The sequence below is a fragment of the Pseudomonas sp. M2 genome (assembly GCF_015751845.1).
Classification (GTDB): Bacteria; Pseudomonadota; Gammaproteobacteria; order Pseudomonadales; family Pseudomonadaceae; genus Aquipseudomonas; species Aquipseudomonas putida_E.
This window is the reverse complement of record NZ_JADOUD010000001.1, coordinates 3,030,430-3,056,759: the sequence shown is the minus strand read 5'-3', so window position 1 is coordinate 3,056,759 and position 26,330 is coordinate 3,030,430. Positions and strand designations below refer to the sequence as shown.

Genomic DNA, 26,330 nt, shown 5'->3' with positions numbered 1-26,330 from the left:
GTTCACTTATTGCTTGCCCTTCACCTCAGCCGGCGCCTTGCCGGCTTTCATCTGCTGCAGCAACGGCGTGCACTGGTTGGGCTCATCGCCACTGCTTGGCGCCACCAGCGCCAGCAGCCCCGCCGCAGGCCCTGCAACTACCCCCAGTGCCACCATGCCCACGCCGCGCAATGCCAGCGGCACCGCCTGCACGCCCGCACCGGGCTTGGCGAACGGCCCGCGGACATACAGCGGCGAACGCAGCGAGAACAGCCGCAAGCCTTTCGATTCAGGAGTGATCTCAAGGTCCAGCTGCTCGCTGGCGAAGTTGGCCGTGCCGTTGACGTAGATGATCGCGTTCTCGGTATCGAATATGAACAGGCGCGTGCTCGCCAGCCCGTCCTTGATACCAACATCAGCTGCTGCGCAGTTGATCTGCACATCCTCATCGCCAAACAGCTTGCCGATCACGTAGTTGCCCACGTTCAACCCTGCAATCTCCATCAGGCTGCGGCTGATCGCACCATCGTTGATCAGCATGCGCAGGTCACCATTGGCCGTGCCCAGCAGGGCTGCCACCGAGTTGCCGCGGCCGCTGATATCGGCATCGCCGTTGAGCTCACCGAAGCTGGTCTGCATCGGCGCAAAGGTGGGGAACAGCTGCTTGAGCTTGAAGCCACGTGCGGTCAGCCGAGCGCGCCCCTGCAGCGGTACGCTGCGGCCATCCAGGCGTATCCTGGAGGCCAGGTTGCCACCGGCCACCCCAAAGCGCAGCGGCTCCAGGCGCAGCAGGCCGTCCTCGAGGATTACATGGGCAGAGAGGTCTTTGAACGGCAATTGCTCACTGTGGACGATTCGTTTGCCGGCAAACTCGACGTCGGCGTCCATGGTGCGCCAGCGATCAGTGCGGAACTCCTCCACCGGCAGCACCTTGCCGGCAGGCTGCTTGCTGGCGCCCCCGCGGGCTTTCTGCTCGGCGTTGGAGTCGGCACCGATCAGCGGTGCCAAGTCTTTGAACAACAACTGGTTGGAGACCAGCTTGCCAGATAGCTTAGGCCGCGGCTGGCTGGCGACGAACGCCAGGTCGCCGTGGATGTCACTGTTGCCGATCTTGCCGTTGAATCCTTCGTAGTTGAACGTCGCACCTTCGGCCGCCTGCAGGTTGGCCTTCAGGTGACCATCGGTTTCGTAGGCTGGTGTGTCTGGCAGGGTCACCCCCGTCAGCGGATAAAGGTTACCCAAACTGGCGCCTGACAAGCGCAGGCGAAGATCCAGCGCCCCCAGGTTGCGTGGGTCGGTCAGGGTGCCTGCAAGCACTACGTGGGTATCGGCAACGCGCACGTCGGCCTGCAACGGAAATGGCTGGCTGGCGTCCTGCAGCGCCAGCAGGCCACCAATCTTGCCAGTACCGGAGACTGGCTGCCCCTTGTAACGGCCCTGGGCCTTGAGCCCGAAGGCATAGTCCTGAGCGCCGCCGGCCTTGTCGGCACTTGCCTTACCCACGATCTCGCTGAACGGTATGGGTTTGCCCAGCGGATCTATCTGTACCTTCATGCTGGTTTTCAGGGTCTGGTCGTCGAAGCTGACATTACCTTGGTCAAAACCGATGGCACCGATATCCAGCTGCCACTTGGAGGGCTGTGCATTCTCATCCTTGGGGCCGAAATCGAAGGTCCAGTTGGCGCGGCCATCGGCCAGGCGAGTAAGGCTGGCGGTGGGTTTGACCAGGTCGATGCGCGGGATGACGATCTGCTGGAATACCAGCGGCAGCGGCGCCAGTCGAAATTCCACACGCTCCAGGCCGACCATCTTCGGCTCCTTCAGCCACTCGGGATTGCCTAGGGTCAGGTCCTCGGCAATGAAGTGCGGCCACGGTACCCAGGCGCGCCACCCGCCTTCTTCCGGCTCAGTGCGCCAGTGCACCGACAGGTTACCGTTGATCGCGAACGGCCGGTGCAACGCTTCGGAGACTTTCTCGTTAAGCAATGGCTTGACCCGGTTCCAGTCGAAGGTGGCGATCACAACCACCAGTATCGCCAGCAAGGTCAGCAGGCTGGTAAGGGTCCAGACGAGGATTCTGGCGGGACGCGTCATTGCGTTATTCTCCTGACGGCTTGGGGCAAAACGGGCGCAACGATCGCACTCAATATCTCCGACTGATGAAAGCCCCCAGGGTTTTATCCATGAAGCCCATGACGGTGAAGTTTTCTTGCCTACCTGCTCAGCTTTTTATCACATGATGCCTTGAAACACCTGCGTTAGAGCCTTGACACCGCGCTATCAATACCATCGATTGTTACCATTACCCGTATGAACTTCTCTCTGGCGTTGCCGAGCGTAGCATTGGCTTCGTACCCACTTTCCAGCCCCCGAGAGGAGCACCGAAATCATGAAACGCCAATTGCTGACCCTGACGCTGTCCATTCTTGCTGCCAACGCCTTCGCCGTTCCAGCTGCCGATCAGCACCTGACCGCCGAATCGCGCTCCAGCGCTGTTGAAATGGCCCAACCGCTGAAAACCGTTGCCGAAGGTGGTGCCGAGCGTCTGATCGAACGCAGTGGCCGTGTTGCCGAAGGCGGTTCGGATCGCCTGATCGAGCGCACTGGCCGTGTTGCCGAGGGTGGTTCGGATCGTCTGATCGAGCGCACCGGCCGCGTTGCCGAGGGTGGTTCGGATCGTCTGATCGAGCGCACCGGCCGCGTTGCCGAGGGTGGTTCGGATCGCCTGATCGAGCGCACCGGCCGCGTTGCCGAAGGCGGTTCGGATCGCCTGATCGAAATCAGCCGTGTGAGCTGATCTCCATGGCCGAAAACAACAACCTGCATCAAAGTGCCTACCCACCTCCCAGCCCGGTCAATTGACCGGGCTTTGTTTTCAGGTAACACCGCCCCGCGCAACTGGTAATTCTGCTAGTTCCACACCGCCCATCGCCATTGCTAGGTTACTGAAGGTATGGCTACGGAGCGTTCAAATGAGAAACCCGGCAACCGATCTGATAGCACTCAGGCCTGACTGGCTGGACGAAAGACTGCTGGCGCTCATCGCCCGGCCGATCGAGAACAGCGAAGAGGCCAAACGAACCTTCATTGAACTGTTGGCGCAGCCAAGCCTGCAGGGCGATGCATTGCTTGCCGATCTGCCTAAGTTGCTTCGGTTTCATACAACCTGTGCCATGCATGACGGTGCTCTGGCATCGATGATCTCGATTCACTACAACTTGTGCATGGGCTCGATCAAATCGATGGGCAATGACAGTGACTATGTGCGCAGCCTGTACAAACAGTTGAACGAAGGCACGGCAATCGGTGTATACCTCGCCACGGAACTGGGGTATGGCAGCAATCTTTTCTCACTGGAAACAGAAGCACGCTATTGCCCCGAGCGACAGATATTCGTGCTTGATTCGCCCAGCCGCCAATCCTACAAGTTCATGCCAAACAGCACGCATAGCCCCTTGCCCAAGATTGCAGTGGTGATGGCGCGCCTGATGGTCAACGACAAGTTCATCGGTATCTTGCCGTTTCTTGTGCCACTGCATGCGGGCGACACGGCCTTCCCCGGTGTTCGTATTACTGCACTGGGCCACAAACCAGGGATGCACCTGGACAATGCCATGACCTCGTTCGAAAACGTTGAACTCCCTTACGAGGCGCTCTTGCAACGAGGCACCATCGAACTGGACCGCGATGGGCAACTGCGCACGCTGGCCACTACACGCAGCCAACGCTTCATGCGCTCCATCGAACGTGTCCAGTCCGGCAAGCTGTGCATGGCCAGTTGCGCCCTGGCGGTGGCGATGGCCGGCTTGCATATCAATTACACCTACGCACAGAAACGCCAGACTTTCAGCCCGGGCGGTCCGGTCAACTTGCTTGCCCATCCCACCTATCGCCACCCCCTGGCCATTGATGTCGTGACCAACCTAGTTCATGCCCCGTGGCTTGAACAGATCGTCGCCGGGCACGGCAAGGATGCGCTCAAGCCTTTAGCGCCTGACGTACTCAACGAAGTGGCAATTCTCAAGGCAGTTTCAACCTGGGCCAGCCAGGACATTCTGGTGCGCTGCCGTGAACGTTGTGGCGCACAAGGCATGTTCGCTGCGAACAAGATCATCGGTTACCTGTTGAACAATAACGGCGCGATCACTGCCGAAGGCGAAAACCTGGTGATCATGCTCAAGGCCGCTGCCTACTTCATGAAACACGCGGCCCCAGCCAGCGCGCACGCAGTGAAGGGCAAAAAGCGCCAGCGTCTGCTCGAACACCTCGACACCTGTATCGACCTCATCCGCTCAGGCATTGCCGACAAGCGTGACCGGTTCTTGCAAAGCGAGGACATGCTGCTGCTGGCCAAGCTGCTGGGGGTACGCATGGCCAGTGTGCGCTACCTGGCCCATATCGATGAAAGCCCACTGGATGGCGTTATCCTCGATGTGTTTCTGCTCAGCCAGTTAGAGCAACACGCTGTGGCGCTGGTACGGACCCAGGCAGCATCCTCCAGGCAGATCAGGAGCTGGGCAAACCGCAAACAGGCACTGCTGGTGCAGCATGCACCCTTGATTCTGGAGCGGTTGAAACGCATGGACATGAGAATGTTGGAGGTGCCGATCAGCAGCGACAGCTACATCGAGCATTACGCTTCCCGCCACCACGACGGGCAGGCCGCGTGAAACCTTTTTTTGACTTTTGTCCATGAGCCAATAAAGTGCAGGTTTCCTTCGCGATCAATGGCCTGACATGCTGCCGCGCGCCGAACAGAAGCTACAGACTCGCCAGGCCCTGCTCGACGCGGCCTGCCAGCTCATGGAAAGTGGCCGTGGTTTCGGCAGCATCAGCCTGCGCGAAGTGGCCAAGGCCGCCGGCATCGTGCCCACCGGGTTCTATCGGCACTTCACCGACATGGACGCCCTGGGCCTGGCCCTGGTGGCCGAGGTCGATGACACCTTCCGCCAGACCATCCGCCTGGTGCGGCAGAACGAGTTCGAACTGGGCGGTATCACCGACGCCTCGGTACGCATCTTCCTCGACGTGGTAGCCGCCCACCGGGCCCAGTTCCTGTTCCTGGCCCGCGAGCAGTACGGCGGCTCGCAGGCGGTGCGCCAGGCTATCGGCCGCCTGCGCCAAGGTATCAGCAACGACCTGGCTACCGACCTTGCGCGAATGAAACGCTGGCAGCACCTGAACGGAGCAGCGCTGGCGGTGATTGCCGACCTGGTGGTGAAGACCGTGTTCGCCACCCTGCCGGAACTGATCGACAACCCTGAACAAGGTTATCCACAGGCGCTGAGTGCACGGGACAAGATCACCCAGCAGTTGCGCTTCATCTTCGTCGGTGCGCGGCATTGGCAGGGTTTGGGTAATCCGGGCTGAAGCGCACTTCTGCTACCATGGCGCACTGCCGATTGTGACGAGCGCATTCATGTCCGACCCCCGCCCCACTCCAGCCGAACTGGCCCGCTTCAACCAGCACTTCGCCGAACGCATCGTGCCAGTGTGGCTGGGCCCCGGCTGGAATCCCGAAATGGCCCTGCCCTACGAGGCCCTGGATGCTACGCACCGCCCGCTGCCAGTGCAGCGCTACCGGGCGATGGCCTGCGCGCGTCAGTTGTACCTGTTCAGCAGCCGTATCGAGCAACCGGGAGCGGCAGAGCGGGCCGCAGCCCTGTTTCGCTCGCTGCAGCGGCATTTCCACGACGCCGAACATGGTGGCTGGTTCTACAGCATCGATGCCCAAGGCAAACCGCTGGACCGGCGCAAAGACCTCTACACCCACGCATTCATCGTGTTTGCCTGCGCTCATTACTGGGGAAAAGTCCGCGAAAGCCTGGTGGAATCGGCGCTCAATGCTGCCCTCGAGATCGTCAGCGAGCAGTTTGCCCGCGATGACGGCCTTTACGAAGCGAGCCTCGGTGAAGACTGGTCCGACCTCGGCAGCGGCCCGCTGCAAAACCCACAGATGCACCTGGCCGAAGCCTTCCTGCAGGTTCTCGCCGTGCGTGCAGATCAAGGTGTGCAACAGGCACTGCTGCAACTGTGCCAAGCCCTGCAGACGCACTTCATCGAACCGCAACATGGCCTGATGCTGGAAAAACCCCGCGGTGCTGTGGATAACTGGTTCGAGCCGGGGCACCAGTTCGAGTGGTTCTACCTGCTGCATACCTCGGCACTGCTGCGCGGTACGCCGCTGCATGCGTCCATCGACCGCGCATTCGCTTACGCCGAGCAGTGCGGAGTGAAGGATGCTGCCGTGCTGGCGATGCTGGCTGTGGATGGCCAGGTGATCGATGCGACCCAGCGCATCTGGGCACAGGCGGAGTACCTGCGGGCGCTGGCCTTGCGGTCAGGGAGTGAAGTGAAGGTGGCTGAACAGTTGCAGGCAATGGAACAGCGCTTCCTGCACGATGGTGGCTGGTATGAGTGCCGCGATGGTGAAGGTGCGGTCAGCCGCCATGACATGCCTTCGACTACGCCCTATCACCTGGCGACTTGCCTGGAAGGCTTGCACCGGCTGAACTGACGCAATTGCCGGCAAACTGGCTTCCACAGAGCAAGCAGAGCCGCAACACCTGTGGCAGCCGGCTTGCCGCCGATTGGGCGGCGAAGCGCCCTTACTGCATCAGCCTTTCACCGAACGGTCGATCGATAACCCAGCCCAGTCCTGGCTCACCGGCATCACCTCCAGGCTGTTGATGTTGATGTGAGCCGGCTGATTGAGGATCCAGAAGATAGTCTCGGCGATATCCTGCGGCTGAATAGGCTCGGCACCGGCGTAGGTGGCATCATACTTGGCCTGGTCCCCACCGAACCGCACCAGCGAAAACTCGCTTTCGCACAGCCCTGGCTCAAGGTTGCTGACACGCACGCCCGTGCCACGCAGGTCACAACGCAGGCTGAGCGAGAACTGGCCGACGAACGCCTTGGTACCGCCATAGACGTTGCTGCCAGGGTACGGATAGTTGCCCGCCACCGACCCCACGTTGAGGATCGACGCCCCCCGGCCGTGGGCGATCAGGCGTGGCAGCAGCAAGCGGGTGGTGTACATCAGGCCCTTGATGTTGGTATCGACCATGGTTTCCCAGTCGTCCAGGCTGCAGTTCTGCGCCGCATCGACGCCCAGCGCAAGGCCTGCGTTATTGACCAGCCCGCGCAGCTTGTCAAAGCCCGCTGGCAGGTTGGCTATGGCGTGTTCCATGGCCTTGCGGTCACGTACATCGAGCACCAGGCCGTGCACTTCGGTCTTGGCCGACAGTTCGGCGCACAGGGCATCCAGGCGATCCTTGCGCCGGCCGGTGAGGATCAGCTTCCAGCCGGCGTCGGCGAAGCGGCGAGCCGTGGCCTCGCCAAAACCGGAAGTCGCGCCAGTGATGAATACGGTGGACGTCATGCTCTGTTCCTCGCTGTGGATTATTTTCGGCAAGCTTTGCAGCATGCCCGCGACGGGCGTAGTCAGCAAGCCATCGCGGCACTTGGTCATTTTTTGTACATTACCCGCAAAGCCGCATGGCAGAGGGTCCAGCGCGAGCTATGCGCATGTTATCCACAAGGCTTTCCCCACGGATTGGGGGCAACTTGACCATCAGGCGGAACCCTTTCAGCCACCTACGGTCAGGATCACGCGTTGCGGTAATGGCGCACCCTTTCAAACATGCCGCTTACAGCAGTCTGTCCAAGGGTTTCGCACAGAGTTATCCACAGGCTGGTAGCCTATCGTTAGCGCTCTAAGGCGTCTGCGAAAACCCGCGCTGAATGACTCATAACAGCAACTGATCAAAATATGAACAGAACATTGAAGGCCTTGATCTCATTGGGTTGCAGCTAGATGCCACCATGTTTTCCACAGGCGCCTCCACATTATCCGTGGACAACAATGAGCCTGTGGAAACAATGGCTTGCGTAGGGGTTGTGGCAAAGCTCAAGAAAGATATGCGACAAGTTGTCCACATTCGCCAGGTGATGCCGATCGGGGCCGCACAGCAGCCCCGGATTCAGCTTAGTGCCCGCCAAGATAGGCGCTGCGAACCTCTTCGTTGACCAACAACTCCTGCCCGGTGCCGGTCATGCGAATCTCGCCGTTCACCATGACATAGGCCCGGTCGGACAACTTCAAGGCATGGTTGGCGTTTTGCTCCACCAGAAAGATGGTCATCCCGGTCTTGGCCAGTTCGCGCAGGGTCGAAAAGATCTGCTTGACCACGATCGGCGCCAGCCCCAGCGACGGCTCGTCGAGCAACAGCAATTTGGGCCGACTCATCAGCGCACGGGCAATGGCCAGCATCTGCTGCTCGCCACCGGACATGGTCATCGCACGCTGGTTGCGCCGCTCCTTCAACCGAGGGAACAGCTCGAACATGCGTTGCATGTCCTCACTGGCATATTTGTCACCGATAGGGATGGTACCCATCATCAGGTTTTCCTCGACGCTCATGTCGGGGAACACCCGGCGCCCTTCCGGCGACTGGGCGATGCCATTGGATGCGATGTAGTGCGACGACTTGCGGGTAATGTCGGTGCCACGGTAGACAATCTGCCCCGAGGCTGCGCGCGGCTGGCCGAAGATGGACATCAGCAGGGTCGACTTGCCGGCACCGTTGGCGCCGATCAGGCTCACGGTCTCACCTTCATCGATGTGCATCGAGACCTTTTTCAACGCCTGAATCGGCCCGTAGAACACGTCCAGGTCCTTCAGTTCCAGAATGGGTGCACTCATACCAGCTCCTCTTCGTCGGCACCCAGGTAGGCGGCGATCACCGTCGGGTTGTGGCGGATATCCTGCGGCGCGCCTTCGGCGATCACGTTGCCGTGGTCGAGCACGACGATATGGTCGGAAATGCTCATGACCATGCCCATGTCGTGTTCGATCAGCACCACGGTGATGTCGTGCTCGTCACGCAGCACGCGGATCATACGGCTAAGTGCTTCGGTCTCCTGCGGGTTGAGGCCGGCCGCCGGTTCGTCCAGGCAGATGATCTTCGGCCGCGTGCACATGGCCCGGGCGATTTCCAGGCGGCGTTGCTGGCCATACGACAGCTCCCCGGCCAGGCGGTTGGCACAGTCGACCAGATCGACTACCTCCAGCCAGTAGAATGCGTGGTCCAGGGCATCACTCTCGGCCTTGCGGTAGGCCTTGGTGTTGAGCACGCCGGCCAGCAGGTTGCGGTTGACCCACATGTGCTGGGCGACCAGCAGGTTTTCCACCACCGACATTTCCTTGAACAGGCGAATGTTCTGGAAGGTGCGCGCCAGCCCCGCGCGGTTGACCAGGTGGGTGCCACCGAACATCTTGTAGTACAGGCGCGAACCAAAACGTGCCGGCGAAACGAAGTCCGCCGCCTGGAAGCGCTCACCAAGCAACTGGATGACGTTGGTATGGCTGCCGCGCACGTTCAGCTCGATGCGCCCGCCGCTGGCCTTGTAAAAACCGGTCAGGCAGTTGAACACCGTGGTCTTGCCGGCGCCGTTGGGGCCGATCAGGGCGAAGATCTGGTTACGCTTGACCTTGAGGCTGACGTCGCTGAGCGCCTTGATGCCACCGAACTGCATCATCAGGTTGTCGACCGAGAGAATGATTTCGTCGCTCATGGCGCCACTCCTTTACGCGGGACCACACCGGCGCGGCTGATGCGGATCAGCCCACGCGGTCGCCAGATCATCATCAGCACCATCAGCACACCGAACAGCAGCACCCGGTATTCGGAGAAGCTGCGCAGCAGCTCCGGCGCTACGGTCAGTACGAACGCAGCGATCACCACGCCCACGGTCGAGCCCATGCCGCCCAGTACGACAATGGCCAGAATCAGCGCCGACTCGAAGAAGGTGAACGAGGACGGGTTGACGAAGCCTTGGTAGGTGGCGAAGAACACCCCGGCGAGGCCCGCAGTGGAGGCCCCCAGGGTGAAGGCCGAAAGCTTGACCAGCACATGGTTCAGGCCCATCGAGCGGCAGGCGATTTCGTCCTCACGCAGCGCTTCCCAAGCGCGGCCAACCGGCATGCGGGTCAGCCGATGCTTGATGTACAGCACCGCCAGCACGACCAGGAACAGCACGGCATAGATGAACACGAACTTCAGATTGGCGTTGTAATCGAAGCCGAAGTACTCGTGGATCGGCACCCCGCCATCCTTGGCTCGACGGCCGAACTCCAGGCCAAAGAAAGTCGGCGCCGGGGCCGGCATGCCGTTCGGGCCACCGGTGAACGACAGCCAGTTGTTCAGCACCAGGCGGATGATCTCGCCAAAGCCCAGGGTCACGATCGCCAGGTAGTCACCGTGCATGCGCAACACCGGAAAGCCCAGTATGCACCCTGCCAACGCCGCGGCGATGGCCGCCAGTGGCAGCACACTCCAGAACCCCAGCCCCAGGTACTGATAGCCCAGCGCCAGGCCATAGGCGCCAATGGCGTAGAACGCCACGTAGCCCAGGTCGAGCAGGCCCGCCAGGCCTACCACGATGTTCAGGCCAAGGCCCAGCAGCACGTAGATCAGGCCCAGGATGACCACGGTCAGCAGGTACTTGTTGGCGAAGATGGGGAAGACGATGGCGATCACGATCAGCGCCGGAATGATGTAACGCAGACGCGACTTGTAGTTCGGTGCATTGACGTGCACCCCCGAGCCGCCGCTGTCGAAGCCTTGCAACATGCGTTTGCCTGCGGCGGTCTGCAGGTACAGGCTGAGCAGGAAGCGCCCGACCATCACGCCACCGACCAGCCAGGCCACGCGGCGGGGTTCGGCATTGAAGCTATAGCCGTCGAGCACCACGCCGACGACCGGACCAAAGACAATGAGCGCGAGCAGGCCGGCGACGATGGTCTCGAGCAAGCTGCGTTTGAGATCGAAACCTTGGGTTTCGGCAACGGAGGCAGTTTTGGCAGTGGACATGTTCACACCTTAGCCACGAGCGGGCGACCCAACAGGCCTTGTGGGCGGAAGATAAGGATCAGCACCAGCAGCGAGAAGCTGAACACGTCCTTGTAGTCGGAGTTGATCAGGCCAGAGAACAACGACTCGGAAATACCCAGGATAATCCCGCCCAACATGGCGCCGGGCAGCGAGCCGATGCCGCCGAGCACCGCAGCGGTGAATGCCTTGATGCCGATGATGAAGCCGGCGTAGAAGTCGAAGGTGCCGTAGTTCATGGTGATCAGCACACCGGCAAGCGCAGCCATCACCGCGCCGATGACGAACACGTAGGAGATCACCCGGTCGGTGTTGATGCCAAGGATCGAGGCCATCTTGCGGTCTTGCTGGGTAGCGCGGCACATGCGGCCGAGCTTGGTGTACTTGATCACATAGGTGAGCAGCCCCATGCCGACGAATGCGGCAATCAGGATGAAGATCTTGGTGTAGGTCAGTTGCACGAAGCCAGTGCCCACTTCGACGCGCCAGGCGCCTTCGAGCAGGGTCGGCACGCCTTGCTGGCGGGCGCCCTGGCTGATCTGCGCATAGTTTTGCAGGATCAGCGAGATGCCGATGGCACTGATCAGCGGTGCCAGGCGGGTGGAGTTGCGCAGGGGTTTGTAGGCGATGCGTTCAATGGTGAAGCCATACACACCCGTGACGACGATGGTGAACAACAAGGTGCCCAACATCAGCAGGGGGAACGACTCGATGCCGAAATAAGCCAGCAATGCCAGGCTGATTGCCGCGAGGTACGCGGAAATCATATACACCTCGCCGTGCGCGAAGTTGATCATGCCGATGATGCCATAGACCATTGTGTAGCCGATGGCGATCAGGCCATAGACCGACCCGAGGGTCAGGCCGTTGACCAGTTGCTGCAGGAAAATACCATCCATAACGCAATCTCACCTGAGCGAGACTGCACAAGCGCCGAGCACGCCAGGCCACGGATAAAGCGGCCCTCGCAGCGCAGAACCGTGCAGATCTCCGAATAAAGACAGGTACCGCAGGGGCATCGGCCCGGGCGCAGGCCCGGGCTGGCTGCCGTTGTTATTTTTGTTTTTCCAGCTGGTGGTACTTGCCGTCCTTGTCCCACTGATAGACCACGTAGTCAGAGACAGTCAGGTCGCCTTTGCTGTCCCACTTCTTCTCGCCCATGACGGTCTGCACCGAGTTGGCCTTGAGCCACTTGGCAGCGTCTTCGCCCTTGTTCGACTTGGCGCCGTTGAAGGCAGCGGCCAGGGCTTGCAGCGAAGCGTAGGCGTAGAGGGTGTAGCCTTCAGGCTCGGTGCCGGCTTTGCGGAATTCTTCCACCACCGCCTTGCTGTCTGGCAGCATGCGCGGGTCGGCGCCGAAGGTCATGTACACGCCGTCCACGTACTGGGCGCCGCCCGCAGTTGCGACCAGTTCGTCGGTGACGATACCGTCATCGGACATGAACTTGACGTCCTTCAGGCCTTGCTCGCGCAGCTGACGCACCAGCGGACCGGCTTCGGGGTGAAGGCCGCCAAAGTAGACCACGTCGGCACCGGTGGAACGGATCTTGGTCACCACGGCGCTGAAGTCTTTCTCGCCACGGGTCAGGCCTTCATACAGCACCGGCTTGACGCCACGCTTCTCCAGCTGCGCCTTGGTTGCATCGGCCAGGCCCTGGCCGTAGGTGTCCTTGTCGTGCAGCACCGCCACCTTCTTGCCCTTGAGCACATCGACGATGTAGTCACCGGCAACGATGCCCTGCTGGTCGTCACGGCCGCACATGCGGAACATGGCGCTCAGCCCGCGCTCGGTGACTTGTGGGTTGGTGGAGCCAGGGGTGATGGCGATCACGCCTGCTTCGTCATACACCTCGGAAGCTGGAATGGTGTTGGAGGAGCAGAAGTGGCCTACCACACCGATTACCTTGTCCTGATCGACCAGACGGTTGGCAACCGATACAGCCTGTTTCGGCTCACAGGCGTCATCGCCTTTGACCAGGATGATTTTTTCGCCGTTGACGCCACCGGCAGCGTTGATCTTGTCAGCTGCCGCCTGGGCACCTTTCATGTATTGCTCGCCAAACGCTGCGTTAGCCCCGGTCATCGGGCCCGCGACACCGATCTTGACGTCGGCCTGAACATACGAAGAAACACCCAGTGCCGTAGCCACGGCCAGTGCCAGGAAACCTTTCTTGTAAAACGTCTGCGACATGAGGTGGTGCTCCTAGAGTTTTTTTTGGTTGGCACTACAACTTCTCAGCCCTGTGCTCAGAGCAAGGGCCGTGCCATCGGTTTTGTCTTCCGGGAAATCACACTGTTGGGGCCGCGTCGAGGCGACCGACGGCCTTTTCTTTACTGAGTGTGCAACCGTCTGCCACGCGACAAGCGCCACCATGCGCGCAAACAAGGAGCAACCACCGAGTGCCATCATTGCAACCCTGACAAGTGTTTACGTGCAACCACCCTGTAACAGCAGACGTCACCGAAGTGCACACCACTGGTGCGCAACTGCTACAGGCGGCACCGTTTCAAGGCTAGCTGGTGCACGGAAAAACACCTGATTTGTCTGTTTCGGCCTCTTCACACACGCACCCGCTCCCGCCGGTAACGCGTTGCCGGCAAGTTCGGCGCGTTTCCTGTGGCACAATGACCGCCATTCGCCGCTTTGGAGCCCACCCTGATGAGCGAGAGCGCATTCGCTGAGCGCATCGTGCACAACCTGCTCGACACCGACTTCTACAAGCTCACCATGATGCAGGGCGTGCTGCACAATTACCCGGATGCCGACGTGGAGTGGGAATTCCGCTGCCGCAATGGCGAAGACTTGCGCCCCTATCTGGGCGAGATCCGCAACCAGCTCGAACGGCTGAGCGAACTTACCCTCGATGATGGCCAGCTGGCCTTCCTCGAACGCATCAGCTTCCTCAAGCCCGATTTCCTGCGCTTTCTGCGCCTGTTCCGTTTCAACCTGCGCTATGTGCAGGTTGGTATCGAGGGCGACCAGCTGTACCTGCGGCTCAAAGGGCCCTGGCTGCATGTGATCCTCTTCGAAGTCCCGCTGCTGGCCATCATCAGCGAAGTGCGCAACCGCCACCTGCACCCGCGCATGCGCCTGACCGAGGCCCGTGACCAGCTCTACCGCAAGTTCGACTGGCTACAGGCGCATGCCAGCGCCGACGAACTGGCCGAGCTGCAAGTGGCCGACTTCGGCACCCGCCGGCGTTTTTCCAGCCGCGTGCAGGAGGAGGTGGTGCGGGTACTGCGCAATGACTTCCCGGCCCGCTTCGTCGGTACCAGCAACGTCGATTTGGCATGGAAACTGGATATCAAGCCGCTGGGCACCATGGCCCACGAATGGATCATGGCCCACCAGCAGCTCGGCCCGCGGCTGATCGACAGCCAGATCGCCGCCCTGGACTGCTGGGTCCGGGAGTACCGCGGCCTGCTCGGCATCGCCCTGACCGACTGCATCACCATGGATGCCTTCCTCAGCGATTTCGACCTGTACTTCGCCAAGCTGTTCGACGGCCTGCGCCACGACTCGGGTGAGCCGGTGGCCTGGGCGGAAAAGGCCATCGCCCATTACCAGAGGTTGGGGATCGACCCGATGACCAAGACCCTGGTGTTCTCCGACGGCCTCAACCTGACCCGCGCGCTGCAGATCTTCCGTGCCCTGCGCGGGCGCATCAACGTCAGTTTCGGCATCGGCACCAACCTGACCTGCGACATCCCCGGCGTGGCGCCGATGAATATCGTGCTTAAAATGACCGACTGCAACGGCTCGCCGGTGGCGAAGATCTCTGACGAGGCCGCCAAGACCCAGTGCCGCGACGAGAATTTCGTCGCCTACATGCGTCACGTGTTCAAAATCCCCAGCAAGGAGTAACCCATGCAAGCCGTTCAGCAAGAGATTGCCCAGGCGCTCAACGTGCAGCCGCCGTTCGCAGACGCCGCTGCGCTCGAGGCCGAAGTCGCCCGGCGCGTGGCGTTCATCAAGGATTGCCTGGCCAACGCCCGCCTCAAGACCCTGGTACTGGGCATCAGCGGGGGCGTCGATTCGCTGACTGCCGCCCTGCTCGCCCAACGCGCCATCAACGAGTTGCGCGCCGAAACCAGCGACCCGGCCTACCGCTTCATTGCCGTGCGCCTGCCGTACCAGGTACAGCATGACGAGCACGACGCCCAGGCGTGCCTGGAAGTGATCAACGCCGATGAAGTGCACACCGTTGATATTGCACCTGCCGTGCGTGCACTGGCCGCAGAGGTGCAAGCATTGAAAGACGGCTCGCCGTCACTGGTGGACTTCGTCGTGGGCAACGTCAAGGCGCGTACGCGCATGGTCGCGCAGTACACCATCGCTGGCGCCCGCGCTGGCCTGGTGATCGGCACCGACCACGCCGCCGAGGCAGTGATGGGCTTCTTTACCAAGTTTGGTGACGGTGCCTGCGACCTGGCCCCGTTGAGCGGCCTGGTTAAGAACCAGGTGCGGGCCATTGCGCGCAGCTTTGGGGCGCCGGAATCGCTGGTGGAGAAGGTGCCTACTGCGGACCTGGAAGACCTGGAACCAGGCAAGCCTGACGAGGCGTCGCATGGCGTGACCTACCAACAGATCGATGCCTTCCTGCATGGGCTGCCGGTTGAGCAGGAAGCGTTCGACATCATCGTCGCCACCTACCGCAAGACCCAGCACAAGCGCGAACTACCGTTCGCACCGTGAGACCTCTGGGGCCGCTTTGCGGCCCTTTCGCGACACAAGGCCGCTCCTACAGGACTGTAGGAGCGGCCTTGTGTCGCGAAGGAGGGCAAAGCCCTCCCCTGCTTCAAAGTGTCATTACTTGACGACTACCGTGCCTTTCATCATCGAGATATGGCCTGGGAATGAGCAGAAGAAGCCGTAGTCTGTACCAGCAACCAGCTTGGACACATCAAAGGTCACCGCGTCTTTTTCGCCCGCCCCAATGATCTTGGTGTGAGCGATGACACGCTCATCACCTTCTTTCAGATAGGACTTCTCGATACCGGCGCTCAGACCATCGGTCGCGATCGGCTGCATGTCAGCTGCCTTACTGATGACAATGTTGTGACCCATGACATTCTTTGGCAATTTGCCCGAATGTTCCAGGTTCACGGTGAATTGCTTGCAGCTCTTGTCGATGACGATTTCCTTGGTATTGAAGGACATCTGGTCAGTCGAGTCGACAGTTACCGAGCACTCGGCGGCGAAGACGGAGGCGCTGGCGAGGGTCAGCAGGGATACCGCTACAGCTTTCGCAAACATCATGAATCTCCTTGGCAGGGTTTTATCAATTGCGAGACTGCCTGAAACCGTTCAGCCCCTTGCTGACATGCATCAAAGGGTGTCAAGTGGCCAGCCAGTTGAATTGTTCAATGGATTGTATACAACCAATCTAAGGGCACATCATGCCCTTTTAATGGACGATGGGACAACCTCTCATTCAGGAGCAACTGCAATGGCCCTCTCAAGTTTCATGAACAGCCTGCTCGCCGCCTACGCCCACGGGGCCAGCGGTGCGATCTGTGAATTCTCCCGCCCGGAGTGACAACTGCCTTCGAACATTAAGGCCAGGCTTGTTTGATGCGGATGGACTCAACGAGAAGTCGCGTGGTTTTCTCGGCCTTGGCGGCGAAGTGGGTCGACAAGAAGCCTGATTGACCCAGAGGCTTTTGGGACCGCTTTGCGGTCCTTTCGCGACACAAGGCCGCTCCAACATCGACCGCGCTGCCAAATGAATTGTGCTTGCGCGGACATTGTAGGAGCGGCCTTGTGTCGCGATGGGCTGCAAAGCAGCCCCAAGAATCAATCAGCGCGGAATGACAGGCTGGCGCGGCTTCTTGCTGCCTTTGCCACCACCTTTTGCCGCTTCCTTGCGTTCCTTGGCCGCCTGCTGGTTGCGGGCGAACGCTTCAGCCTTGGCCTTCTCACGCTTGTCCCACGGCTTGCTGCCGTCACTGCCACGCGGCGGCAAACCGGTGTGCTGGGTGAGGATCTTCTGATCCTTGCCCACCTTGTGGCTGCCGGCCGGCGTCGAGTTCTTGCGCCGTGCACTCTGGTAGGTGTCGGTCTGCGGCTGGTGCAGCGGGATCAACTGATGCTTGCCCGGGCCAATGAGGTCGGCACGGCCCATACGCTCCAGTGCCTCGCGCAGCATCGGCCAGCCCTTCGGGTCGTGATAACGCAGGAACGCCTTGTGCAAGCGGCGCTGCTCGTCGCTCTTGACGATCTCCACGCCTTCACTCTTGTAAGTGACCTTGCGCAGCGGGTTCTTGCCCGAGTGGTACATGGCTGTGGCCGAGGCCATGGGCGACGGGTAGAACGCCTGCACCTGGTCGGCGCGGAAGCCGTTGCCCTTGAGCCACAGGGCGAGGTTCATCATGTCTTCGTCGGTGGTGCCTGGGTGCGCAGCGATGAAGTACGGGATCAGGTACTGCTCTTTGCCCGCCTCTTTCGAGTACTTCTCGAACATGCGCTTGAAGCGGTCGTAGGAGCCGATGCCGGGCTTCATCATCTTGTCCAGCGGGCCACGCTCGGTGTGCTCCGGGGCAATCTTCAGGTAACCGCCCACGTGGTGGGTGACCAGCTCCTTGACGTACTCCGGCGATTCCACTGCCAGGTCATAGCGCAGGCCCGACGCAATCAGGATCTTCTTCACACCCGGCAGGGCGCGTGCCTTGCGATACAGCTCGATCAGCGAGCTGTGGTCGGTGTTGAGGTTTTCGCAGATGCCCGGGAACACGCACGACGGCTTGCGGCAGTGCTTCTCGATCTCCGGGCTCTTGCAGGCGATGCGGTACATGTTGGCCGTCGGCCCGCCAAGGTCGGAGACCACGCCGGTGAAGCCCGGCACCTTGTCACGCATTTCCTCGATTTCGTGCAGGATCGACTCGTGGGAGCGGTTCTGGATGATCCGGCCTTCGTGCTCGGTGATCGAGCAAAAGGTGCAGCCGCCGAAGCAGCCACGCATGATGTTCACCGAGAAGCGGATCATCTCGTAGGCCGGGATGCGCTCCTTGCCGTAGGCCGGGTGCGGAATACGGGCATAGGGCATGCCGAACACGTAGTCCATTTCCTCGGTGGTCATGGGAATGGGTGGCGGGTTGAACCACACATCCACTTCGCCGTGCTTCTGCACCAACGCACGAGCGTTGCCCGGGTTGGTTTCCAGGTGCAGCACACGGTTGGCGTGGGCGTAGAGCACCGGGTCGTTACGCACCTTCTCGAACGATGGCAGGCGGATCACCGACTTGTCGCGGGTCATGCGCGGGCTGTCGAGGATCTGCACGACCTTGGCTTCGTTCGGGTCTTCCTGGTCGCCCTTGGCCTGCTCGATGGCGCAGGCCTGGGTGTCCTGGGTATTGACGTACGGGTTGATGATCTTGTCGACGCGGCCAGGGCGGTCGATGCGGGTCGAGTCGATCTCGTACCAGCCCTCGGGCGTGTCACGACGCACGAATGCGGTACCGCGCACATCGGTGATGCTTTCGATGCTCTGGCCACTGGACAGGCGCTGGGCGACCTCGACGATCGCCCGCTCGGCGTTGCCGTACAGCAGGATGTCGGCGCTGGCGTCGATCAGGATCGAATGGCGAACCTTGTCCTGCCAGTAGTCATAGTGGGCGATGCGGCGCAGCGATGCCTCGATGCCACCGAGCACGATCGGCACGTGCTTGTAGGCTTCCTTGCAGCGCTGGCTGTACACCAGGCTGGCGCGGTCAGGGCGCTTGCCGGCCATGCCCCCCGGGGTGTAGGCATCGTCAGAGCGGATTTTCTTGTCTGCGGTGTAGCGGTTGATCATCGAGTCCATGTTGCCCGCCGCGACGCCGAAGAACAGGTTCGGCTCACCAAGCTTCATGAAGTCGTCTTTGGACTGCCAGTTCGGCTGGGCAATGATGCCCACGCGAAAGCCCTGGGCTTCCAGCAGGCGGCCGATGATGGCCATGCCGAATGACGGATGATCGACGTAGGCATCACCGGTCACGATGATGATGTCGCAGGAATCCCAGCCGAGCAGATCCATCTCCTCCCTGCTCATCGGCAGGAAAGGTGCTGGCCCGAAGCATTCGGCCCAGTACTTGGGATAGTCGTAGAGTGGTTTGGCTGCTTGCATGTCAGTGACCGGTTCTGTTGTGCAGGGAAATCGCGGGCGCGGAATATAGCACAAAACTTGACCAAATCCGACTGCCTTCGTGGGGATTGGCGGGTGGGGCGACGGTTGGGGCGGGAAGCGCCACGTGGCTGGCTTGGGGGTTTGTGGTTGGGTCGCCAGTATTTACCAAAACAGTTTCGGCGCCGATGAGATCGGGACGGGCCCAAGGATCAGAGCGACTGCCCGCAGGAAACTCGTACCCGCTCAGCTCTATGATGATCGCACCTCCTCTTTGAGGAGCGACCGTAATCCTTCCAGATTTTTTACAGAATATTTAGCCCCTCTAACCCTCAGCAAACGCTAACTTGTTAATTGTTAGAACGTTTTCTTTGCCTCTTAAAAAATTGTAGGAATCGAACTTCAAACACCGGGAAGAAATCCTACGATAACTTTCCGCCACGAATCCCGACCAGTTCTTGAACCCGCAAAAAAATAAGTGATACAACACTCATGCGCGGAAAGCGCACTCAAACCAACTCTGAAGGAGTACTAACCATGGGACGTCGTCGTTCTGAAATCAACACGCTGCAGATCCCTCGCGTGATGAACTACACATTCATCGAATCCGAGATTGACTTCCTCAACCTCCTGTAAGCGATAAGCCAGAAGGGGCTACCCCTTCTGGCACTACCAAGGAGTCATAGATGATTACCGAGCGCGAGCTGAACATAGACGAAGCCTACGATCGCCTGACCAGGCTGCATCAGCACTTGGGACTTAATTCAAGAACAACATTAGCAAGAACCAACAAACTGGTCGCCACCTGCCACTTGTACGACAGCGCCTACAAAGAGGTCTCTTGCGGAGCAGGAAAGGGCGAGTACTGCGAACTTGGAGCGCTTGCCGAAAGCCTGGAGCATTACTTCGTCGACGATATAACTTCTACCATCATCGACAGCGACCAAATATTGAAGTCGATAGAACCATTTGACGACTGGTTGCTCAACTCACTACCGCCTGGTTGCCAGGTACCTTATCTCAGACTTCAAGGCCTGGACAGCTACGACGAAATAAAAATACCTGCAATAATAATAGCACCATCAACCAGAAACATTGATGACATAGAAAAAACGGCAGCGGGCTTTCTTTCCAAATATGCCACCAACTCTGGCACAGCTCTTGGTTGCACAGAGAACGAGGCTCTGCTACACGCCATTAATGAAGCGATCGAACGCCACGCCCTCTCGGTTTACTACCTGTCACTCTGCGGACTGGCCTCACCGCCAGAACTCTACCGCCCCTCTACTTCATTCTTGGAAGAGACCTTCGCTCATGATGCCGAGCTTCTTCGTCACGCAAAGAAACTGAAAATATTCTTGACCCACGATTTCTATGAGGTGCCATTTTGCATCGCTGTTTCTCCCGATAAAACAGAAGGCTCACTCAGTAGCGTAGGCTCCGGTAGTTCACTCGACCCATACACTGCAATGTATCGTGCCGTAACCGAGCACCTTCAGTGCAAACAACTTTATGGCCCAAGAGAAAAACAAGAAGACCTCTCTGCTGAAAAAATGCTTGCCCACTCAGCCCGGCTGGCTTCACTTATAAATCCCTGCCCCACGTACGCCGTGCCCACGCTTCACCCTCCGCACACCGAGCTCAGCGTGCGCGGGCAAATCAAGCGCATACACATCAATCTGAAAAAACAAAATAAGGCCGTATTTTATCGCACACTTTATGAACACCCGAATCTCGCCACGGTTCTGCAGGTTTTCATACCCGGACTGGAGCGATTCCACCTGATCAGATCAGGTATTCCAGTCGCGCCGCAGAGCGCATTCAAAGGCATTAGGGAATGACATGCATATCTATCGAGGAATCATCGCCGCCTTGAGCGCGACATTGGTCCTGAAAGTCGCGACCGTCGTACCCGCCCTGATACTGGCCGACATCATTGACAACATATCCAGCTCAGCCGCGCCTACCCAGCTTCTACTCGGAGCCTTCATATTCCTTATCGCATTACAAGCCTCAATGACCCCTTTGCAAGCCTGGTGTCTTGCACGGCTCTGCCAGGATCGCGTGAAACAGCTCTCCATCCGCTGGTGCCGAGCGTTGTTGGACAAACGCTTCGAGGCCTATGGACAACTCCATGGCGGAACACTGGTAAAGGTGCTGGATAGGGGAATTACGGCACAGGAGCGCTGGCTAGGCTTTCTGATTGGTTCAGCTTGGCCGGTACTAGCTGAAGCTACAGTGCTGATAACGCTCTTCGCATATCTGGGGGCTACCTCGGTATTGATCGGTCTCATCCCCTTGAGTCTGGCGTATCTATGGGCAAATGATCGACTGGTGCGCTGGCGCCGACCACATATAGAGGCAGTGAACTCGCGAGAGGATGAACTGGCGGAACAATGGGTGGATACCTTCGCGAGCGCGGCGACGGTCAAACTGGAAAAGGCGGAGCATGCGGCGATGCTCCCGGTCAACCATACACTCTCGGCCTATGCCGACTCAGCGGTGAGGGTAGCCCACAGCGGGGGCTGGGTTCAGGGCTTGCGCACTTTGTTCATTGGCCTGGGCAGTGGCGGTCTGCTCATGTGGGGCATCCAGGATCAGGCTCTGACAACACCGCAATTGAGCTTGGGCGAACTCGTTGCTCTTTTCACCTTGGTGAGCGGATTGCTGGCAGGGGTTGCGCAACTGGCTGAGGCCTGGCGACTACTAGACCAGTTCAGGCTCGACAAACAAAAACTTGAACACTGGCTCCGACTCCCGCCGTTCGGTCCGACATGCTCTGCTGAGTCGAAATCACATGATAACAACGCAGGGCTGCGCATCGCCCCGTGCCTGCTAAGCGCTCGGAACAGTGTGCAACTGGAAATCGAAGAACCCTTGGTGCTGCACAAAGGAGAACGGGTCGCGCTGATAGGGTCCAGCGGGTGTGGCAAATCGACGCTTCTGCATGCGCTGGCTGGAACGGTATTCCAGTTGCGCGAGCATGTTCAATTGTACGGCAGGTGCCTGGCTGAGCTCGATGCTTGCGCGCAGTTCAGTCGCTTAAGACTCTGCCCTCAGGATGCGCACTTTCTACCCGGCCCACTGCCCCGTGCAGTACTGTTCGAGCATGATCATGATCGCGCTCAAATCGAACGATGGCTTGAGCGGCTGGGCTTGGATAAAGACTGGTACGAACTTGACCTGGATGCACGCGCAGAATCCATTTCGGGCGGCGAAGCACGAAGGCTGACGCTGCTACGCGTTCTCAATCAGCCAGGCGAATTCAATTTCTTTGACGAACCCACAGCTGGGCTCGATGCCGGATCGGCCGAGCGTACCTGGGATCTGTTGTTCGAAGCGTTCCAAGGGAGAGGGCTGATTTGCGTGACGCATGATCAAAGCGCGCTGTCACGATTTGACCGAGTGATCACACTGAGCGAGGGGCGGATAGTTAGCCAGGTGCAAGCGAAAATTGCTCAGAACCCTGAGCTAGCCGGCGCGTCGCACACCTTGCGGGACCGGCTTTAGCCCCGAACAACGGCGCAGCCGGTGCGACCCGCCGCACTGAATTCTTCACGGCTGAAGCCGCTTCGAACGGGCCTTGCAAACTCAGTGAGTTATGCGCAACTGCATGAAAGCAGATTTATTCGTCGTCGTCGAAGTTGTACATGCCCGGTGCGAGGTTCTCGAAGCGGGTGTACTTACCGATGAACGCCAGGCGGACGAAGCCGATGGGGCCGTTACGCTGTTTGCCGATGATGATTTCGGCAACGCCTTTGTGCTCTGTCTCCGGGTGGTACACCTCATCCCGGTACACGAACATGATCACGTCGGCGTCCTGCTCGATTGCACCCGATTCACGCAAGTCGGAGTTCACTGGGCGTTTGTTCGGGCGCTGTTCCAGGGAGCGGTTGAGCTGCGAAAGGGCGATGACCGGGCAGTTGAATTCCTTGGCCAAGGCCTTTAGCGAGCGGGAAATCTCGGAAATTTCGTTGGTCCGGTTGTCACCGGCCGAGCCCGGGATCTGCATCAGCTGCAGGTAGTCGACCATGATCATGGCGATCTCGCCGTGCTCACGCGCCAGGCGGCGGGTACGCGCCCGCATCTCCGAGGGGCTGATGCCGGCGGTATCGTCGATGAACAGCTTGCGGTCGTTGAGCAGGTTGACCGCCGACGTCAGGCGCGGCCAGTCGTCATCGTCCAACTGACCGGAACGCACCTTGGTCTGGTCGATGCGACCAAGGGACGAGAGCATACGCATGATCAGCGACTCACCTGGCATCTCGAGGGAGAACACCAACACCGCCTTGTCGGTACGCAACACGGCATTTTCCACGAGGTTCATGGCGAAGGTGGTCTTACCCATCGACGGACGGCCGGCTACGATGACCAGGTCGGCAGCCTGCAAGCCGCTGGTTTTCGCGTCCAGGTCGGTGAAGCCGGTGGAAACGCCGGTGATGTCGCTGTCGGAGTTGAACAGCGTGTCGATCCGGTCGATAGCCAGGGTCAACAGTTCGTTGACGCCCACCGGGCCGCCGGTCTTGGGCCGCGCCTCGGCGATCTGGAAGATCTGCCTTTCGGCATCATCGAGGATTTCGGCGGCATTGCGCCCTTGCGGGTTGAAGGCGTTGTCGGCGATGTCGGTACTGATGCTGATCAGCTGGCGCAACGTTGCCCGCTCGCGAATGATCGCGGCGTAGGCCTTGATGTTGGCAACCGACGGGGTGTTCTTGGCAAGTTCTGCCAGGTACGCCAGGCCGCCAACCTGGGTCGACAAGCCTTCCTTGTCAAGCTGCTCGTGCAGGGTGACGACGTCGAATGGCTGGTTGGCGTCGGCCAGCTTGTGCACGGCACGGAAGATCAGGCGGTGGTCATGCCGATAGAAATCGCCATCCGAAACCTGATCCAGCACCCGCTCCCAGGCGTTGTTGTCCAGCATCAGGCCACCGAGCACGGCCTGTTCGGCCTCGATGGAATGCGGCGGCACCTTGAGGGCAGCGGTTTGCAGGTCTAGCTGTTCGGGATTGGTGATCTCGTTCATGGCCACGAAAGAATTCTGGAGGATGAAAAAGACAAAGGGCACGGCCTGTTCAGAGACAGGACGTGCCCGATGTTAACCGGGCAGCCCGCGAGGAGCTACCCAGTCAGCGCAGCTTAGGCAGCTACGACGACCACACGTACGGTGGCTTCAACGTCGCTGTGCAGGTGCACGGCTACGTCGTATTCGCCAACCTGACGGATGGTGCCGTTCGGCAGACGAACTTCAGCCTTGGCCACTTCAACGCCGGAGGCGGTCAGGGCGTCAGCGATGTCGTGGGTGCCGATCGAACCGAACAGCTTGCCTTCGTCGCCAGCGGTGGCAGTGATGGTCACTTCCAGCTCGGCCAGTTGGGCAGCGCGGCTTTCAGCCGACGATTTACGGTCAGCAGCTGCTTTTTCCAGCTCGGCGCGACGCTCTTCGAACGCAGCCAGGTTGGCGGCGTTGGCAACGGTGGCCTTGCCGAATGGCAGCAGGAAGTTACGGCCGTAACCAGCCTTAACCTTAACTTTGTCGCCCAGGTTGCCCAGGTTAGCGACTTTTTCCAGCAGGATCAGTTCCATTTGGTAAAACCTCTTAACTTTTAACCTTCACCGTTCGCGGAGTCATTCCCCTCAGGGGACTTGCGACCGCGAAAATCAATCAGGCTGTCGACAATGGCCAGAACCACGAGCAACGGATAAATCAGCTGCAGTATCAGCGGCAGTGTCACGTACATGCCGACCAGCCAGAAACCGGCCAGCCGACCCTGTGCCACCAGCCCATGCATCAAGGCGATGCCGGCCAGGACGAGCACCAGGCTGGACGCGGAAGCCAGGACGATGAACTGCGGGCCGATGAACGGACCCAACACCATCGCGGCAACCAGAGCCAGCATGACTGCCCGCGGCAACTTCAGGGCGCGAAACTCGCGACCGAAGCCTCCAGGGTTGTACAACGCTGCTTGCCAATAACGCGCCAGCATCAAAGCCAGCACGCTGAACAACTGCAGCATCACCGCTGTGGAAGCGACCAGCACAGGGCCGATCAGCTCACCGGGAATGACTGGCTTGCCTTCGATTTGCGGCAACGCTTCGGAAAGCGCCTTGGCCAACACTTCGAAGGTTTCGCGCAGTACCGCGTCCAGGATGAGGCTGTAGACCAACCCCAACACAACACTGGACAACAACACCCGGCTCCAGGAATGCCCGGCACGCAACAAGGCGGCCAGCCCCAGTGTTCCCAACAGCACCAGCAAGGTGCTTGGATCACCGAAGGCCCAAATGGCCACCGCCGGCAAAAGGCCGAAAGCGATGACCGTTGAAGCGTCCTTGAACCCGCGCCGCAGCAGCACAAGGCTCCCGGCAGCGGCACTCAACCAGAACAGCAGCGGTAATACCGCACTCACGACCACCACCAAGGTGGCCTGCACACGACCGCGCATGATGAAATCAGCCAACGCTCGCATGCTTATCCCTTACTACTTGTCGACAACCCGGTCTCAGCGGCCGTGGCTGTCGGTGTAGGGCAGCAGGGCCAGGAAGCGGGCGCGCTTGATAGCGGTAGCCAGCTGACGCTGATAACGAGCTTTGGTACCGGTGATACGGCTTGGAACGATTTTGCCGGTTTCGGATACGTAAGCTTTCAGGGTGTTGAGATCTTTGAAGTCGATCTCTTTCACGTCTTCAGCAGTGAAGCGGCAGAATTTACGACGACGGAAGAAACGTGCCATGTAATAGGCTCCTCAAAAGGTCCGTGGATTACTCGTCAGCGTTATCGCTGGAGTCGCTGTCATTGCTGTCGTCGCCTTCGGCGGAGTCAGCATGCTCAGGACGCTCACGACGCTCACGGCGCTCGCTGCGGTTCTCTTCGGCCTTCAGCATCTCGGACTGACCGGTTACGGCTTCGTCGCGACGGATGACGAGGTTACGGATCACGGCATCGTTGTAGCGGAAGTTGTCTTCCAGCTCGGCCAGGGCCTTGCCGGTGCACTCAACGTTCAGCATCACGTAGTGAGCCTTGTGAACATTGTTGATTGCGTAGGCCAGTTGACGACGGCCCCAGTCTTCCAGGCGGTGGATCTTGCCACCATCTTCTTCGATCAGCTTGGTGTAACGCTCAACCATGCCGCCGACTTGCTCGCTCTGGTCCGGGTGAACCAGGAAGATGATTTCGTAATGACGCATGAATGCTCCTTACGGGTTAGTAGTCTGCCAGCGTATCTGGTCAGACAAGGAGTGAATGACACTGTATGTCTTGCCATGGAGGGGAGGCACATGCGCGCCTGCCAGCTCGGCAAGGGGCGCAATTGTAGAGAAGGCGGTGCGCACAAGCAAGGTGATTGGCGATTATTTGA

The 26,330-nt window shown here is 59.8% G+C and carries 23 protein-coding genes; 9 read left to right on the top strand and 14 right to left on the bottom strand.

All coding sequences use genetic code 11. From position 1 onward, the window contains the following. Positions 1-6: 6 nt before the first annotated feature. Positions 7-2,073 (bottom strand): AsmA family protein, encoded by a 2,067-nt coding sequence (locus IWW33_RS14180; protein WP_174142030.1) that lies wholly within the window; start codon positions 2,071-2,073, stop codon positions 7-9. A 295-nt stretch (positions 2,074-2,368) separates the two neighbouring features. Between IWW33_RS14180 and IWW33_RS14175 the strand changes: the two genes are divergently transcribed. The 4 genes from IWW33_RS14175 (at position 2,369) to IWW33_RS14160 (ending at position 6,496) form a co-directional block, all read left to right on the top strand. Further along, positions 2,369-2,776 (top strand): phage infection protein, encoded by a 408-nt coding sequence (locus tag IWW33_RS14175; RefSeq protein ID WP_115273779.1) that lies wholly within the window; start codon positions 2,369-2,371, stop codon positions 2,774-2,776. Between the two features lie 175 nt (positions 2,777-2,951). Further along, positions 2,952-4,649 (top strand): hypothetical protein, encoded by a 1,698-nt coding sequence (locus IWW33_RS14170; protein WP_174142031.1) that lies wholly within the window; start codon positions 2,952-2,954, stop codon positions 4,647-4,649. Positions 4,650-4,716: 67 nt separating this feature from the next. Continuing rightward, positions 4,717-5,349, top strand: coding sequence for a TetR family transcriptional regulator (locus IWW33_RS14165; protein WP_046787815.1), 633 nt, complete (start codon positions 4,717-4,719; stop codon positions 5,347-5,349). 49 nt (positions 5,350-5,398) lie between these two features. After that, the gene (locus IWW33_RS14160; RefSeq protein ID WP_046787814.1) at positions 5,399-6,496 is read left to right on the top strand and encodes an AGE family epimerase/isomerase; all 1,098 of its coding nucleotides are present in this window, start codon (positions 5,399-5,401) and stop codon (positions 6,494-6,496) included. Between the two features lie 99 nt (positions 6,497-6,595). Here IWW33_RS14160 and IWW33_RS14155 read toward each other — a convergent pair whose 3' ends face one another. The 6 genes from IWW33_RS14155 to IWW33_RS14130 all read right to left on the bottom strand — a co-directional run bounded on the left by IWW33_RS14155 (position 6,596) and on the right by IWW33_RS14130 (position 13,064). Next, on the bottom strand, positions 6,596-7,363 hold the full coding sequence (locus IWW33_RS14155) for an SDR family oxidoreductase (RefSeq protein ID WP_046787874.1): 768 nt from the start codon (positions 7,361-7,363) through the stop codon (positions 6,596-6,598). Positions 7,364-7,969: 606 nt separating this feature from the next. Then, a complete protein-coding gene (locus IWW33_RS14150; RefSeq protein ID WP_012316454.1) occupies positions 7,970-8,686 on the bottom strand; it encodes an ABC transporter ATP-binding protein in 717 nt (238 codons plus the stop codon). Beyond that, positions 8,683-9,558: an ATP-binding cassette domain-containing protein gene (locus tag IWW33_RS14145; protein WP_012316455.1), complete on the bottom strand. Its 876-nt coding sequence runs from the start codon at positions 9,556-9,558 to the stop codon at positions 8,683-8,685. Before IWW33_RS14145 ends, IWW33_RS14150 begins: the two co-directional genes overlap by 4 nt. Continuing rightward, positions 9,555-10,856, bottom strand: coding sequence for a high-affinity branched-chain amino acid ABC transporter permease LivM (livM, locus tag IWW33_RS14140; RefSeq protein WP_115273775.1), 1,302 nt, complete (start codon positions 10,854-10,856; stop codon positions 9,555-9,557). Before livM ends, IWW33_RS14145 begins: the two co-directional genes overlap by 4 nt. Before the next feature lie 2 nt (positions 10,857-10,858). Next, the gene (locus IWW33_RS14135; RefSeq protein ID WP_012316457.1) at positions 10,859-11,773 is read right to left on the bottom strand and encodes a branched-chain amino acid ABC transporter permease; all 915 of its coding nucleotides are present in this window, start codon (positions 11,771-11,773) and stop codon (positions 10,859-10,861) included. A 154-nt stretch (positions 11,774-11,927) separates the two neighbouring features. Beyond that, positions 11,928-13,064: a branched-chain amino acid ABC transporter substrate-binding protein gene (locus tag IWW33_RS14130; RefSeq protein ID WP_115273774.1), complete on the bottom strand. Its 1,137-nt coding sequence runs from the start codon at positions 13,062-13,064 to the stop codon at positions 11,928-11,930. A 468-nt stretch (positions 13,065-13,532) separates the two neighbouring features. Between IWW33_RS14130 and pncB the strand changes: the two genes are divergently transcribed. Continuing rightward, complete coding sequence (pncB, locus tag IWW33_RS14125; protein ID WP_174142032.1) at positions 13,533-14,738, top strand: nicotinate phosphoribosyltransferase; 1,206 nt, start codon at positions 13,533-13,535, stop codon at positions 14,736-14,738. Positions 14,739-14,741: 3 nt separating this feature from the next. Next, positions 14,742-15,569 (top strand): ammonia-dependent NAD(+) synthetase, encoded by an 828-nt coding sequence (nadE, locus tag IWW33_RS14120; protein WP_115273772.1) that lies wholly within the window; start codon positions 14,742-14,744, stop codon positions 15,567-15,569. Positions 15,570-15,683: 114 nt separating this feature from the next. Here the strand turns inward: nadE and azu are convergent, their stop codons facing one another. Next, positions 15,684-16,130: an azurin gene (gene azu, locus IWW33_RS14115; RefSeq protein ID WP_046787810.1), complete on the bottom strand. Its 447-nt coding sequence runs from the start codon at positions 16,128-16,130 to the stop codon at positions 15,684-15,686. Between the two features lie 544 nt (positions 16,131-16,674). Beyond that, positions 16,675-18,978, bottom strand: coding sequence for a YgiQ family radical SAM protein (locus IWW33_RS14110; RefSeq protein WP_046787809.1), 2,304 nt, complete (start codon positions 18,976-18,978; stop codon positions 16,675-16,677). Between the two features lie 534 nt (positions 18,979-19,512). On the opposite strand from IWW33_RS14110, the gene IWW33_RS14105 reads away from it, so the two are divergent. The 3 genes from IWW33_RS14105 to IWW33_RS14095 are packed head-to-tail and all read left to right on the top strand — an operon-like array spanning position 19,513 to position 22,485. Beyond that, on the top strand, positions 19,513-19,611 hold the full coding sequence (locus tag IWW33_RS14105) for an alginate O-acetyltransferase (protein ID WP_115273771.1): 99 nt from the start codon (positions 19,513-19,515) through the stop codon (positions 19,609-19,611). Positions 19,612-19,661: 50 nt separating this feature from the next. Then, the gene (locus tag IWW33_RS14100) at positions 19,662-20,816 is read left to right on the top strand and encodes a YcaO-like family protein (RefSeq protein WP_115273770.1); all 1,155 of its coding nucleotides are present in this window, start codon (positions 19,662-19,664) and stop codon (positions 20,814-20,816) included. A gap of 1 nt (position 20,817) precedes the next feature. Beyond that, positions 20,818-22,485 (top strand): ATP-binding cassette domain-containing protein, encoded by a 1,668-nt coding sequence (locus tag IWW33_RS14095; protein ID WP_196914288.1) that lies wholly within the window; start codon positions 20,818-20,820, stop codon positions 22,483-22,485. Positions 22,486-22,600: 115 nt separating this feature from the next. On the opposite strand, the gene dnaB is transcribed toward IWW33_RS14095, so the two are convergent. From dnaB to rpsF, 5 genes are all read right to left on the bottom strand, one after another. Next, a complete protein-coding gene (gene dnaB / locus IWW33_RS14090; RefSeq protein ID WP_046787808.1) occupies positions 22,601-23,998 on the bottom strand; it encodes a replicative DNA helicase in 1,398 nt (465 codons plus the stop codon). A gap of 113 nt (positions 23,999-24,111) precedes the next feature. Continuing rightward, positions 24,112-24,558, bottom strand: a complete 447-nt coding sequence (gene rplI / locus IWW33_RS14085; RefSeq protein ID WP_012316464.1) for a 50S ribosomal protein L9 — start codon at positions 24,556-24,558, stop codon at positions 24,112-24,114. Positions 24,559-24,578: 20 nt separating this feature from the next. Further along, entirely contained in the window at positions 24,579-25,442 is an 864-nt protein-coding gene (locus tag IWW33_RS14080; RefSeq protein ID WP_046787807.1) for a hypothetical protein, read from the bottom strand. Positions 25,443-25,475: 33 nt separating this feature from the next. After that, positions 25,476-25,706 carry a 30S ribosomal protein S18 gene (gene rpsR, locus IWW33_RS14075; protein WP_003249563.1) on the bottom strand — a complete coding sequence of 77 codons (231 nt, stop codon included), beginning with the start codon at positions 25,704-25,706 and terminating at the stop codon, positions 25,476-25,478. Between the two features lie 28 nt (positions 25,707-25,734). Then, a complete protein-coding gene (rpsF, locus tag IWW33_RS14070; protein WP_003249557.1) occupies positions 25,735-26,160 on the bottom strand; it encodes a 30S ribosomal protein S6 in 426 nt (141 codons plus the stop codon). Between the last annotated feature and the right edge of the window lie 170 nt (positions 26,161-26,330).